This is a genomic window from Lentimicrobium sp. S6 (assembly GCF_013166635.1).
Lineage (GTDB): Bacteria > Bacteroidota > Bacteroidia > Bacteroidales > UBA12170 > UBA12170.
Window position 1 is genome coordinate 36,017 of sequence record NZ_JABKBZ010000005.1, and the last position, 14,194, is coordinate 50,210.

General features: G+C 35.0%; 10 protein-coding genes. 6 read left to right on the forward strand and 4 right to left on the reverse strand.

What is annotated here, in order from left to right:
• Positions 1-11: 11 nt before the first annotated feature.
• Positions 12-2,051, reverse strand: coding sequence for a DNA topoisomerase 3 (locus tag HNS40_RS03355; protein ID WP_172277649.1), 2,040 nt, complete (start codon positions 2,049-2,051; stop codon positions 12-14).
• A 395-nt stretch (positions 2,052-2,446) separates the two neighbouring features.
• Here HNS40_RS03355 and HNS40_RS03360 point away from each other — a divergent pair, with 395 nt between their 5' ends.
• From HNS40_RS03360 to HNS40_RS03380, 5 genes are read left to right on the forward strand one after another with little or no spacing between them, the layout of a single operon-like run.
• Positions 2,447-3,730 carry a lipopolysaccharide biosynthesis protein gene (locus HNS40_RS03360; RefSeq protein WP_172277651.1) on the forward strand — a complete coding sequence of 428 codons (1,284 nt, stop codon included), beginning with the start codon at positions 2,447-2,449 and terminating at the stop codon, positions 3,728-3,730.
• A gap of 2 nt (positions 3,731-3,732) precedes the next feature.
• Positions 3,733-4,317, forward strand: a complete 585-nt coding sequence (locus tag HNS40_RS03365; RefSeq protein ID WP_172277653.1) for an acyltransferase — start codon at positions 3,733-3,735, stop codon at positions 4,315-4,317.
• Positions 4,295-5,383, forward strand: a complete 1,089-nt coding sequence (locus tag HNS40_RS03370) for a glycosyltransferase (protein ID WP_172277655.1) — start codon at positions 4,295-4,297, stop codon at positions 5,381-5,383. The genes HNS40_RS03365 and HNS40_RS03370 overlap by 23 nt, the downstream gene beginning before the upstream one ends.
• Before the next feature lie 4 nt (positions 5,384-5,387).
• Entirely contained in the window at positions 5,388-6,395 is a 1,008-nt protein-coding gene (locus HNS40_RS03375) for a glycosyltransferase (protein ID WP_172277657.1), read from the forward strand.
• A gap of 11 nt (positions 6,396-6,406) precedes the next feature.
• A complete protein-coding gene (locus tag HNS40_RS03380) occupies positions 6,407-7,657 on the forward strand; it encodes an O-antigen ligase (protein WP_172277659.1) in 1,251 nt (416 codons plus the stop codon).
• Between the two features lie 4 nt (positions 7,658-7,661).
• Here the strand turns inward: HNS40_RS03380 and HNS40_RS03385 are convergent, their stop codons facing one another.
• The 3 genes from HNS40_RS03385 to HNS40_RS03395 form a co-directional block, all read right to left on the reverse strand.
• Positions 7,662-8,885, reverse strand: a complete 1,224-nt coding sequence (locus HNS40_RS03385; RefSeq protein ID WP_172277661.1) for a glycosyltransferase family 4 protein — start codon at positions 8,883-8,885, stop codon at positions 7,662-7,664.
• Between the two features lie 84 nt (positions 8,886-8,969).
• Complete coding sequence (locus HNS40_RS03390) at positions 8,970-9,506, reverse strand: helix-turn-helix domain-containing protein (protein WP_172277663.1); 537 nt, start codon at positions 9,504-9,506, stop codon at positions 8,970-8,972.
• A gap of 718 nt (positions 9,507-10,224) precedes the next feature.
• Positions 10,225-10,593, reverse strand: coding sequence for a YccF domain-containing protein (locus HNS40_RS03395; RefSeq protein ID WP_172277665.1), 369 nt, complete (start codon positions 10,591-10,593; stop codon positions 10,225-10,227).
• Positions 10,594-10,738: 145 nt separating this feature from the next.
• Between HNS40_RS03395 and HNS40_RS03400 the strand changes: the two genes are divergently transcribed.
• A complete protein-coding gene (locus HNS40_RS03400) occupies positions 10,739-14,164 on the forward strand; it encodes a T9SS type A sorting domain-containing protein (protein WP_172277667.1) in 3,426 nt (1,141 codons plus the stop codon).
• Positions 14,165-14,194: the final 30 nt, after the last annotated feature.

Genomic DNA, 14,194 nt, shown 5'->3' on the forward strand with positions numbered 1-14,194 from the left:
TTATGGAATACTTAAGCTTTCCATTTCTTAAGAACTGAAGAGCTTATATACTCACTTTTATATTTACTTTTAAGTTCTTCAAAGGTGATTTTGAAGTCACATCCAGTTTTCCAATTGCTGCATCCAAAGGCAGCTTTCCCTTTGAGGATCTTTCCAGAATTACATTTTGGACAAACTAGTTTGCTTATGTCTTCGGGCTTATTTATAGGTTTAGCCTTTTTAGTTTTAGGAGGAGGGTTGGCTTTTTTAGTCTTTTTAGTTTCCTCTTCCTCCTGATAAGTGATTTTCTTGGCGGATTCTTTTTTCACCTCATCTACTATTTGACTCACCATTTCTTTCATCTCACTCAAGAAGAGCTTTACATCATATTTCCCTCTTTCAATCTGGCTGAGCTTCAATTCCCATTGGCCAGTTAATTCAGCGGATTTAAGCAGTTCGTTTTGTATAGAGCCAATGAGCTCAATTCCTGTCTCGGTAGGGTGTAAGGCCTTTCGTTTTCGGGTCATGTATCGTCTGCGAAACAAGGTTTCTATGATGTTGGCTCGTGTAGAAGGACGACCAATTCCATTGGATTTCATGACCTCCCTGAGCTTCTCATCGTCTACTTGTTTACCTGCGGTTTCCATGGCTCTTAACAAGGTGGCCTCTGTAAAATATTTGGGTGGTTGTGTTTGCTTTTTTTCCATGGCTGGTTCATGAGGACCTTGCTCTCCTTTTTCAAAAGTTGGCATTAGCTGTCCTTTGTCATCCTCATTTTCTTCTTTACCAAAAACGATTCTCCATCCAGGAGTGAGTATTTCTTTTCCTGTAGCTTTAAAAGGATAGCCAGCAGTTTCTCCAACAACTTTGGTATTTGAAATAATACAATCAGGATAGAAATTGGCGATAAATCGGCGGGTAATGGCATCGTATACATCACGCTCCACTCCAGTCATATTATTAGCTCTTATTCCTGTTGGAATAATAGCATGGTGATCGGTAACTTTTGAATTGTCAAATACTCTTTTGGTCTTTGGTATCTTTTTCTCTAAAACACTTTGTGTTAAAGAAGAATAATCGTTGAGTCCTTTCAGAATACCAGCAATTTTAGGATACTGATCATCTGGAAGATAGGTGGTGTCCACACGAGGATAACTCACCAATTTTTTCTCATATAATTGCTGCACTGTTTTTAGTGTTTCGTCCGCAGTGAGGTTAAATCTCTTATTTCCTTCTACCTGTAAGCTAGTTAAATCAAAAAGTCTGGGAGCAAATTCTTTGCCTTTCTTTTTTTCGAAACTGACAATGGTGAATAAATCCTCTTTGATTTTTTCCATCATCTCCTCGGCTTTTTCTGGAGCAAAAAACCTTCCCTTTTCATAAGAGAACATGACCTCACGGTATTTTGTTTTTACTTCCCAGAAATCTTTGGGAATGAAATTGACAATTTCGAGATGACGCTGAACGATCATCGCGAGGGTAGGTGTTTGAACTCTTCCAATACTCAATACATTTTTGCCAGTACCATACTTTAAGGTATAAAGCCTACTGGCATTGATGCCTAGTAACCAATCTCCAATAGCTCGTGCGCTCCCAGCTTCGTATAAATGTTGATACTTGTCTTCTTCTTGTAGATGTTGAAATCCTTCTCTAATGGCCTCCTCCGTTAATGAAGAAATCCATAATCGCTTCACAGGATTTTTATTTCCAGCTTTATGATATACCCAGCGTTGGATCAATTCTCCTTCTTGGGCGGCATCACCACAGTTAATGATTTCAGTGCATTTCTCGTTTTGAATAAGAGATTCTAAAATATGAAATTGCTTCTGACTTCCAGGATTATCAATGAGTTTAATGCTGAACTTTTGAGGAATGATAGGTAAATTATGAAGCTTCCACCATTTTAGCCGTGGGTCGTAGTCATCGGGAGTTTTTAAGGTGCATAAATGCCCAAAAGTCCAACTTACCCAATAACCATTACCTTCAAAATATCCATCGTGGCGGGTTTTAGCACCCACTATTTTGGCTATTTCTTTGGCCACACTCGGTTTTTCGGCTACACAAAGTTTCATTCGCAAATTTTGGGTCAAAGTTATTCAATAATTCAAATGTTTTGTCTTGGAGTTTTAAACAAATGACTTGTATTTTTCTTTTAAGCTGAAAATCAAAGCTCAAGAAATATGTTTTTTCATGCCTTTTTTTCACAAAATAAATCGCAATGGAGCTTGTGTTTTCTGAGTGTATGATTGTCGGGAGACAATGGATAATTTTCCTATTTTTGGCATTCAAGATATAGCTGTACTCATGAGCAATAAATTAAATCGTTTTGTTTTTTTTCTTCAAGCATTGTTTGGGATATGTATCTTGATTGAGAGAAGGATATGCTTCTCTATGTTCAAGCATAAGTATTTTTCGCTTTTTGCATTGGAGTTTGGTTTTGTAGTAGTTTCTTCAAAGAGTAGGACTTATGTTTAAAGAAATCAGGCAATCGGAATTCGCCAAGCAAGTAGCAACGCTATTAACAGGAAGCCTATTGGCACAAGTGCTGCCTTTTATTGCTGAATATTTCATCACTCGATTATATACAGCAGCGGAGCTCGGTATTATTACTTTATTTACTTCGGTGGCGGTTATGTTTTCGATTATAGCAACTGGTAGATATGAGTTTGCAATAATGCTTCCTAAGGAAAAGGAGAAAAGTATAAATGTTCTATTTTTAGCTCTCTTCATTACAGTAATTATTGCTATTGTTTCTTTTTTTGTCACTTGGTTGCTCAATGATTGGGTTTGTAAAGTTCAAAAGAGTGATGAGTTAGGTCGCTTCCTTTGGTATGTTCCTATATCAGTATTGGCTGTGGGGGTTTTTAATAGCTTCAATCAGTGGGCCAATAGGAATGCTTATCATAATTATATGGCAGCTTCAAAGGTTTCGGAGAGTGGGACTACATCAGGTTTGAATGTATTATTCGGTTATATGAAGTTAGGGAATGCTGGGTTAATTATTGCATATTTGAGTGGGCAATTGATTTCCACAATAGCAGTGCTCATCCCTTTTTTTAAAAAGGATAAAGCTTTAGTAAAAGAAGTGAAGAAGTCGGAAATGAAATCTTTGGCTAAAAAATATAAGAAGTTTCCTACTACCAATTCGCTTCATGCTTTTATGGATATGTTTTTTCTAAGTGTTTTGGTATTCTTAATTAGCCACTATTTTGGTGATGATATAACGGGATATTATGGTAGAACTTATAAAATATTATTGGCCCCGTCTATACTCATTGGAGGAGTAGTTGGTCAGATTTTCTTCAGGAAAATATCTATTATGAAATCAAATGATGAAAGCATGATGGTTTTCTTTCAAAAAATAATTCTGCTATTATTTTTAATTGGATTACCTATTTTTGTAATTATTATGCTTTTTGGACCTGAGATATTTGAATTATATCTGGGTAAGAATTTTATTACCGCAGGAACTTATGCCGCCATATTAGCTCCTTGGATTTGGATGAAGTTTATCACTGGTCCATTAGCTATGGTTCCAGTGGTTTTTGATAAGTTAAATGCTTCTTTCCTTTTTGGAAGTTTATCCAATTTGTTATTAGTATGTGCTATTGTTATTGGGGGAAGCTACGATTGGAGTGTTACTGGAACCTTCAAGCTATTAACGGTATTACAAATAATTGTTTTGAGCTTTTTTATTCTTTGGGTTTATTCATTGATTAAGAAATGTGACACAAAACTAGATAATATATAGCCATGAGAAATGTTTTTAGTGCTATTAAGAGAGTTTATCTGCGTTTTTTTGCTTCGCAGGCTCGGCCTATTATGGTGTATTATAAGCGTAATTTCCAAAAGGAAAAAAAGGAAAATATAAGAATTAGCAGTTCTACCTTTTTAGATTATAAAGAGAGGCTGAAGATTGATAAGGAGGTATTTATTGGTCATTTTAATTTTATAGAAGCCAGTAATGGAATTGAAATTGAAGAAGGTGTTCAAATTACGAATTATTGTAGTATAACGACTCATTCTTCCCATAATTCTATTAGACTCTATGGAGAAAAATATAAAGATTTTGCAAATTTGGTGGGCTATATAAAGGGTAGTGTGTTTATTGGAAAATATACTTTTGTTGGACCACATTCTGTGATTATGCCAAAAACAAGGATTGGAAAAGGAAGCTTGGTGAGCGCATATAGTTATGTGCAAGGAGAGTTTCCAGACTTTTCAATAATAGCTGGAAATCCAGCTACCGTGATTGGGAGTACCAAAAAAATGGATCAAAGAATACTGGAGCAGCACGCCGAACTGAAACCTTTTTATGAAGCTTGGGCAAATGATTAATCAAATGGGAAAACAGCAAAGATATCTTCTTTTTGGAGATGGTAATAGTCCTCATACATTGAAATGGGTTAAAGAACTCATTTTGCATTATGATGTTTTTGTGGTGTCTTCTTCTCAGGTTTCTGAGTCTTTGAAGAAAGTTATACCTGCGGAAAAAAGAGAAGCTCTTGGGGTTGAAGTGCAAGCAGAAGGAAATACACTTGGTTATTTTAAAAAGATATTCAAATTAAATAGTATTATAAAGAGAATTCAACCTGAAATAGTAAATGCCCATTATATCAGTAGTCATGGTTTTTTAATTGCCTTGGTAAAGCAGTTTGGCTATTCAAAGTTTAAATTTGTAGCATCAGCCTGGGGAACCGATGTTTTAGTTTTTCCTTTTCGGAATAAGGTGTTTTTTAGGATAATGAAGTTTGTGCTTTCTAAAGCAGATTATATAACTTCGGATTCTAATCATATGAGTAAGGTGATTCAGCAGATTAAAAATAAACCTGTAATTACCTTTACATTTGGTTTGGACGAGATGCCAGATTTCAATGAATATGAAAAGGAAGCCAGTCTGTATTTTTCAAATAGAGCGCTTTCCGAGAACTATAATATTGGAGAAGTGATTCGAGCTTTTCAATCCATTGCAGAGGAGGATTTGGAAGCGAGGTTGGTAGTATCTAATGAAGGAGCTGATAAGGAAAATTTAGTATGGCAGGTTGTAGAACTGGGTTTGACGGAGCGAGTTGAATTTGTAGGGTTTTTAAGTGCGGAAGAGCAAGCGAAGGTTTATTCTAAAAGTAGTTTTTATTTCTCTTTGCCCTCATCCGATTCCACTAGTGTGAGTTTGTTAGAGGCTTTAGCTTATGGTTGTATTCCTATTTTGTCTGATATTCCTGCCAATAGGGAATGGGTGAAGAATGCGGAAAATGGGATTTTAATAGAAAAAGATATTGATTTAAAGCTGATTAATAAATTGCGTAATAATAGGATGTCTATTATCAGGTTTAATAGAAAGCAAATTGAAGAAAGAGGAATCTTTCCTAAGTTAATGAACGATTTTGTGGAAATCATAAAATAGAAACATGATAAAAAAAATAAGTCTCATTATTTCTTTAAAATCTTCTTTGGAAGAATCACACGATTTTATCCAATATTTAATGGATTTGGAGAGACCAACAATAGAGGAGGAGCTCCTATTATTCTTTCCTTCTGGAAGCAATGATAAATCAGAGATTGTTTCCAAGTTGAAAAACAGGTTTCAGGCAATAAAAGAGCTAAAGAGTTTGGAGAATAAGATTGTTTCTGATTATAATCAAGCTATAAAAGAATCCTCAGGGGATTTAATTTTTATACTAGAAGAGCAAGCTCTCTATCCAGCAAAATATTTAGTTGATATGTTAACTTACACTGATGAATTAGCTGCTGATAAATTGGGTGGGGTTCTCGTTCCTAAGGCAACAAATACCAATTTGATATCGGAATCGATTGCCGCTTCATTAATGAGTTTTTTTGTGGTTGGAAATACGCAGTATCGTTTAATTGCTGAAAAAAACAGAGAATATTCTGCCTTGCCTACAGGTGTTTATAGAAAATCTGTTTTTGATAATTGGGGTTTATTTGATGAGAAACTTCAAAACCTAGCTGAAGATGAGTTAAATGGGAGAATAGCAGCAAAAGGTGCGAAGATGTATTTGATTCCTTCATTAGAAATAGAATATAATTGTCCTACTACTTTGACTCAGATTATTCATTTCTTTCAAAATCAAGCTTATTTTAAGCCTTATGTGAATGCAAAGCTTGGCGTTTCCGCAAGTCTTAGACAGCTTTCTCCATCCATTGGATTGTTATTCTTTTTAATTACAGGAACAGCTTCTTCTATCAACCCATTGATGCTTTTATTATTCCTATTTGCTGGAATGGTATATCTATTTGCTGATATTTGGGAGTCTTTTGGAATTGGTATTGCTAAAGATAAAGCACGATTGACTACCGTTTTAATCTTCCTATTTCCTATAATCCATATAAGCTATGGCTTGGGGTTTTTAAAAGCATGGATTGATATTAATATTTTGAAAAGGACTTTGAAATAACAAATGAATTAATGAAAGATTTACAAAGAATAACTATTTATAAAAACCTCATCATCTTCTTGATATTAGGTTTCTTATTACTTAGTATCTCTCCTTTTTGGCACCTATTGCCATCAGTGGCTATTCTTAGCTTTCTTACCATTTTGTCCTATAATGGTGCTAAGCAAAGTTTGGTGAATTTGAATAAGAATAAATGGCATGTTTTGTTGTTTAGCTCCTTGTTTTTTAGTTATCTGCTGGGGATGGCTTATACCACAAATAAAAATGACGGTTGGCTCGATGTAATGTTGAAATCTTCATTTTTGCTTTTCCCTTTGACCTATGGAATATTTCCAAACGATTTATTTAAAGGAAAAGACCTTCGAAAGATTCTAAATTCCTATGTTTTTATCTTGTTTGGTAGTACACTATTTTGTTTTGTAAATGCAATATTAAGCTACCAAAGTCATTCTGATCCCAGTGTGTTTTATTATACCAAATTCGTGTTTTTTCAGCATCCTTCTTATTATGGTTTATATGTTAATATGGGGGTTCTAATCATACTAAATCAATGGATTAGAGATAAAGACTCCATGGGGCAGAAGAGTAGAATATTGCAATTGGCTTTGCTTCCTTGGTTTCTTATTATTTTGTTTCTCGTTCAATCGAAAGCTGCTATTTTAACAGCTGGGTTTTTAGCAATATTAGCGGTGTTTGATGTTGTGGTATTTCGGAAGAACATTAAAAAAGGCATAAGTATATTTCTCAGTTTTGTCCTCATATATTTAGTAGCTATTGTTATTATCCCTAAAAGCTCTGATCGTTTTGATTCTGCTACTCAAACTATAGAACAAAGGGGGGAGGTTGATAATACCAAAGAATCAACTGCTGCTAGATTAAGCCTATGGAAAATAGCCTTTAAAACAATCATAAAACAACCCTTATTAGGTGTTGGAACGGGAGATGTAGAAACAGTATATAATGAGGAATTAAAGAAAGAGGGTTTTCTGAAAGATGGTGAAATGACTTATAATTCGCATTCTCAGTATTTGCAAACAGCTATTGCTCTTGGCATTTTTGGTTTGTTGGTATTGCTAGCCAATGTTATATTCCCTTTTGTAATAGGGTTTAAGGAACGGAATCTTCTTTATATGGGTTTAGCTGTAACCGTGGCATTCAATATTTTGGTAGAGAGTATGTTGGAGCGGCAAGCTGGGGTAATGTTTTTTACTTTCTTTAATAGTTTTATTTTCTTTGTTCTCATGAGAACAAAAGAAAGGTAAGCAATTATTCAGAAATAATATCTATAAACTTCTTTGCGAGGAAACGATAATCGTGATGCTGTTCTGCAAAGCGTCTACCATTCTTTCCCAATTTTAATAAGTCTGTTTCTGGGAGCTGAATAAGATGGGCTACTGCCTTCACTATAGCAGCTGAATCTTCTGGTTGAATACTAATGCCACATTGGGCATCTTCAACCATATTGTTACCAGCGTCAATAGACTGAATTACAGGTTTGGCAGCCATCATATAATCAATCATCTTATTAGGACTAATTCCAAAACGGAATAAGGGTTGATATTTTAACCCGATAAATAAGAAATCGAATAACGATAATAGCTCTGGAATCTCATTCTTAGTGACGCTGTCAAGAATGAAGCAATTTGAAAGATTTTCTTTTTCAATTCTGCGCTCTAAAACTTCTTTCTCAGGCCCTTTTCCTACAATAACAACAGCTACAGAAGAGTCTATTTTATGGCAAGCATCTAACAAAGTATCCAAAGCATTTGCTAAACCCAAAGTTCCGGTGTAAGCCAGTATTTTGGAAAATTTTGTTTTAATTTCGGTAATACTCTTTCGGGTTTTAGGATTTAACTTCTGTCTCTTATTCCAGTTTTCAACTGAAAAACCATTGGGAACGTAATGCCATTTCTTTAAATCCAATCCTCTCGATTTCATATAATCTTGAGTTTTGGGAAGCATGGAGATGATGATGTCGGAATGTCTATATGCAAAGTCTTCAGCATGTTGCATGGCCATAATGAAAGGATGTTTTCTTGACATTCCTCCTAGTTCTATGGGGGATAAAGGCCATAAGTCGTGAACCTCATAAGCATATTTGGCTTTGGCTAATTTGGCTATTCTTCTGGCGGCATAATTATCAGAAGTGTAAGTGGAGCTGGCAATTACTATATCGGGTTGATATTGTTTTGAAATTTGTTTAGAGCGAGAGTATATTTTTCTTACAAAATCAAAAATATTTAAAACACGTTTAACTCCATTTCCTTCATAAGGTCTTGTCTTTACCCAAACATACCTTATCCCATCTAAAATAACTTCCTCAAAATCTTTTTTTACTTCTGGTTGATGTGCTCTAATATGAGATTGGTTAGATGCTAGAATAGTTACGTCATGCCCCATAGCAATCCATTCTTTAGCCATGAAATATGGTCTAAATTCCATTCCTAAATCTGGAGTTCCAGCATAATGATTGATCACAAGAATATTCATTAAATATGATTTTGCGGCAAATATCGGATATTATTTGCTTTGCACCATGATTTAGGAATTTGGAATCTATTTTATAGTGATTCTCTATTTTAAAAACTTTATAGTTAGTGGATATTTATATGGATCCCCATTCATCACTTTTATAGTATTAAGTATGATAATTGCAGTACTAAACAAGCCTATGAGTGGTAATAAAACTACTCCAATCACAGCCATGACTAGAACCAAAGAACCTAATAAATATATGAGCAAACTCAATTGAAAATTCATGACATCTCTAAAGTGACTCTGCATTTCTGGAATTTCAGGTTTTTTCCAGATAAATAGAATAAGAGGAGGGAAAATCATAACAAACAGACCGCTCAAATGTAGAAGTGCCAACCACTGAGTATGGTCTACAGGTGAAGCATTCTGCTTTTCTTTTTCTACGATTTCACTCGTGAACTCTTCCAAAGCTACATCTAATGCTTCTGCCAATAGATTTAATGTATAAGTCCTAGGATCTACTTCACCATTTTCAATCCTCTGAATGGTACGAACACTCAATTTCGTTTTCTCAGCTAAATCTTCTTGAGTATAGCCTTTTAATAATCTTAATTCTTTGATTTTTTGTCCTATCATTTCCATATCGTTTTTTGAGGACAAATGTATCCCCAAATCACCCGACCAAGTTAGCTATTTCACCCGACATTCACCCGACATTTGTAATTATTTCTTTATTTGATAAGGATTGTAGACAAATTTGTCTAGCGGAGTTTGAAATTGAAAAGGATTGCTGTTAATTGGTCTCTGGATGAAAATTTTATGTTGTTGTACTTAGTCAGAAAAATAAAGGTTGAGTCTGTCGTGTGACAAAAGGCTTGCGAACTATTTTAAATCTGAAGCTCCGGTTGATATCATTAAGATGACTGGTTCAAAATGGAAGTATACCGATTTATAGGTTTCTTATTAGTTCAGAATCAATACTGTCCAAAAGAAGTTCTGTATTAAAAAAGATTCTTCACTTCATTTCATTACGCTCAGATGACAGGGTGTTAGAATTTGACAGGAAGGAAGAAGGGCTTTGCTTTTGGCATTGAAAAATGCAAAGCCCTTCTTCCTTATGAGTTGCCAAAACACCTGTCATTCCGATGCGTAGCGAGGAATCTTTAATAATAATTAGGACGCTAATGGTTCAGAATCTATATTGTGCTTGCAAGAAAACTACAATTATACGATGGCTTGGATAAGAAATCTTCGAGAACAAGGCTTGTGAGTCTTAGTTGTCAAGTGTTTACTTTCGTAAATGATTGGCAAATAAGATGAGCATAACGAAGTTATCGGAGATTTCTTGAAAAGACTATACGATTTCTTTTCCAAATGGCGTTAGGGCCAAACCAGCCATCTTAAAATGCTGACGAGCAAATGGAATTCCAATGATAGTAATGGCCAATAATATTCCGAAACATAAATGAGTGAGAGCAATCCAAATACCTCCAATAAAAATCCAAATAATATTAAAAAGAGTATATAAACAGCCTCCAGATGAAGGAGTACTTCTAACCTCGCTTCCAAAAGGCCAAAGTGCCAATATTCCAAGTTTCATGGTTTGTATGCCAAATGGAATGCCAATAATAGTAATCATCATTAATAAAGATGAAACAAAATATTGAATGGCAACAAGCAATCCACCAAAAATTAGCCAAATAAGGTTTCCAAGAAAGTTCATATTTATTGTTTTATCCTTTAGAGTTAAAATATTCAAATTGGTTACAAAGTACCGGAATTTTGAATTCCTGGGCAATAAAAAGAAGAATATTTCCACTATCTTTGAATTCTCTATTTAATATTCAAGTCACAATCAAATCACTATAATGAAACACACTAACTCTATTTTATTATTCGTTTTTTCAGTTTTGCTGGGATTTCAATCCATGGCAGGACCTGGCGATACTATCATGATACAAACCATCGAATATGAAGGCTTTCCACCGGGTTCTGGTTGGTTGGCACCTCGAGAAGGATATTTTGATTTTTCTGCTGTTGATGATAAAGAATTTTCTAAAGTATTTGTCCATTATAATTTGAAATGTGATGATTCGCAAAATCCAGCTTGTGGGGAGTGGGATTATTTGTCTTATCTCAAAGTGATGGAACATACTGGAATAGGCTATCATCCTAGTTATATCGTTGGAGGGCAAGGCGGATTAACTCCTGCTACCTTTGATTATATGAATGAAGTCTCTTGGAAATATCAATCCAGATTTGAAAATGAAATCGTTTTTAATAGTTCTAGTCAATCGGAATATGAACTAGGTACAGGCTCTTCAAATTTATCTCATCCGTTTAACGCTGCAGAATCCGATTCCAGAGCTTTTTACCTGTTTAGAGCCGATGAATTAAGTGCGTCTGGATTAACTGTTGGAGAAATTACAGGCATACAATTTAATGTGAATAGCCTTGGAGATGCCATGCAAAGAGTGAATATTAGAATCAAAGCGACTTCTGATAATGAACTCAGTGGATATGTAGAGGATACTGATTTTACGACGGTTTATGCTAAGAATTCAGAAATTACAGAAACGGGTTGGGTGAATTTTGATTTCACTGATTTTTTCACGTGGGATGGTAGTTCTAATATGATAGTGGATATCAATTTTGCTTCTCCAAATGGGAATACAGCAACTACGGTTAAGGGTTCCACTTTGGCATGGAATTGTACACTACTATCCTCTCACGATGACTATTGTTTTAATTTTAATGGCCCCGATTTAGTAAGTGCTCCGGTTGATAATCTAACTGATTTAGAAGAAGAGGTTACCATTTCTTTTTGGCAGTTTGGTGGCCCAGAACAGCCTCAAAGTGATGGTATTTTTGAAGCCAAAGATGCAAATGGAGCACGAATTTTAAATATACATCTTCCTTGGAGTGATGGTCGTGTTTATTGGGATGCTGGAACTGCTGCACATTATGATAGAATTGATAAAACAGCAGATAATGCTGAGCAATATAGAGGTAAATGGAACCATTGGGCTTTCACTAAAAAAGCCGCTCTAGGCCAAATGAAAATCTTTTTGAATGGCGAGCTCTGGCATTCTAGTACTGGTAAATTCATGACTATTGGCGCAATTGATACCCTTTTAATTGGAAAGAATATTGGAGGGAGTTATTATGATGGAAAAATAGATGAAGTTCAGGTTTGGTCTAAGTCTCTAGAGGAGGAAACCATTGCTGCTTGGATGTATAAAGATATTGATGCTTCACATCCTGATTATGAATTCTTAAAAATTTATTATCAGTTTGATGAGTTAGATGGATTACAAACTTCTGATGTGATGAATAGTGAAGCTGCAACGGTGCAAGGAGTTCCTGATGTAGTAGATTATAATGGTCAACGAGTAAAGGATTTTACCAGCTCACAAGAACGACCTCAAGTGAAGTTTAATCGTAACTCTTCGGATTATACCATCACTACTAATTTAGTAATTGATTCATTCCCTCAAGGACAAACACAATTAACTACTTATATTCAAGAATCAGCAGGTGCAACACCTGTAGTTGACGAAGAATTATTTGTTTATCCAGCCTATTATAATCATTATCAATATGATGAGAATGGTATAGCAACAGATTCTTCAATGGTAGAGCCAGATGTTGAATTAACATTAGAAATGATTGAATATAACACAAGCGAACCAGGTGTTGAGATATTAATTCCTTGGGAAATTGGCAGGTTTATTACTCCTTATGGAAATAACCTATCATTAGGTGCCGATGGGTGGACTTGGGTTTATGACGTAACCGATTTTCAGCATTTATTACAAGGAGATAATGTACATATCAGTGCAGGGAATTTCCAAGAATTATTGGACATGAAATTTTATTTTGTTGAAGGAACACCACCAAGAGATGTTTTAGAAACCAAGAAATTGTATTCTAAGAATGTTTCTTTAAGCAATTTTGATAATGTAATTATCGATACTGCTGTAGAGTTACTTCCGGAAGCCAAAATGTTTACTTTTAAAACCACGGTTACAGGTCATGGTTTTGGCAGCGGTGCCAACTGTGGTGAGTTTTGTTCAAATGTTCACTCCGTTCATGTAAATGGAAATGAAGAATACAGTTGGGATATCATTCAAGAATGTGGTGAAAATGCTTTATATCCACAAGGTGGAACATGGTTCTATGATAGAGCGGGTTGGTGTCCTGGAATGGCCGGCAAACAACAAAACTTTGATATTACTCCATTTGTAAATGTAGGAGTTGATACGGAAGTAAATGTAGATTATAATATTGAAGAAGACCCTTATGGAAACTATGTGACAGAAATTTTCTTTGTGAGCTATGATGAACCAAATTTTGCCAACGATGCCAGCATCGAAGAAATCATAGCACCTAATAAGTTCAAAGAAAATGGTCGTTTCAATCCTATTTGTGGAAATCCAATCATCCGTATTAAAAATACAGGAGCAGAGAATTTAACTACTCTAAACATTACATATGGAATTGAAGGAATGACTGAGTACAACTATACTTGGGAAGGAAGCTTAGAGTTCTTGCAAGAAGAAATTGTAGAACTGCCAACAGTTGACAGAGATGAATTCTTTGGAGCATCAAATAAAAGATTCAATGTAACTATTTCAAGCGAAGTGGATGAATACGAACATAATAATATCAATACCTCAACTTTTGAAGTGGTTGATGAATATGCTCAACAAATTATCATTGAGTTCAAAACCAATACTCGCCCATTCGAAAACAGCTACGAAGTTCATGACATGGATGGCAATATTGTTTATTATAGAACGCAGTTCGAAGCCAGTACTATTCATTATGATACTTTAAACCTTGACCTGGGTTGTTATAAATACATTGCTTATGATACTGGTGGGGATGGAATGTATAATTGGCCTTCGAATCACGGAACTGGGCATATTAAATTAAGAACCATGGATGGTTCATTGGTCGCCAATCTCGAAAGTTGGTTTGGTGAGTTTATTTCTCATGAATTTGTAAATACTGCTTATCCTGTAAGAATTGATGACAGAGAAAAACTAACTTTCAATATCTATCCAAATCCATCGGATGGATTATTCAATATTGAATTGATGACCAATCCTGGTGATTATCAGGTTCATATTTATTCCCCGGCAGGTGCTTTGGTGTATGAGACTAATATTAATAGTCAATCTCCAGGGACTTATCAACTCAATTTATCTGATCTCGATAATGGTTTATACCTAATCAATGTGACTTCAGGTGACTTTAATATGTTTAAGAAAATTATAATTGAGAAATAATAAATCGATTGAGGTGTTCAATTATTTACT

Excerpts from the sequence above, each read along its gene's own strand:
- HNS40_RS03390 (WP_172277663.1), bottom strand. The coding sequence starts at position 9,506 with ATGATAGGACAAAAAATCAAAGAATTAAGATTATTAAAAGGCTATACT.
- HNS40_RS03380 (WP_172277659.1), top strand. The coding sequence starts at position 6,407 with ATGAAAGATTTACAAAGAATAACTATTTATAAAAACCTCATCATCTTC.
- HNS40_RS03375 (WP_172277657.1), top strand. The coding sequence starts at position 5,388 with ATGATAAAAAAAATAAGTCTCATTATTTCTTTAAAATCTTCTTTGGAA.
- HNS40_RS03400 (WP_172277667.1), top strand. The coding sequence starts at position 10,739 with ATGAAACACACTAACTCTATTTTATTATTCGTTTTTTCAGTTTTGCTG.
- HNS40_RS03395 (WP_172277665.1), bottom strand. The coding sequence starts at position 10,593 with ATGAACTTTCTTGGAAACCTTATTTGGCTAATTTTTGGTGGATTGCTT.
- HNS40_RS03360 (WP_172277651.1), top strand. The coding sequence starts at position 2,447 with ATGTTTAAAGAAATCAGGCAATCGGAATTCGCCAAGCAAGTAGCAACG.
- HNS40_RS03365 (WP_172277653.1), top strand. The coding sequence starts at position 3,733 with ATGAGAAATGTTTTTAGTGCTATTAAGAGAGTTTATCTGCGTTTTTTT.
- HNS40_RS03385 (WP_172277661.1), bottom strand. The coding sequence starts at position 8,885 with ATGAATATTCTTGTGATCAATCATTATGCTGGAACTCCAGATTTAGGA.
- HNS40_RS03370 (WP_172277655.1), top strand. The coding sequence starts at position 4,295 with ATGAAGCTTGGGCAAATGATTAATCAAATGGGAAAACAGCAAAGATAT.
- HNS40_RS03355 (WP_172277649.1), bottom strand. The coding sequence starts at position 2,051 with ATGAAACTTTGTGTAGCCGAAAAACCGAGTGTGGCCAAAGAAATAGCC.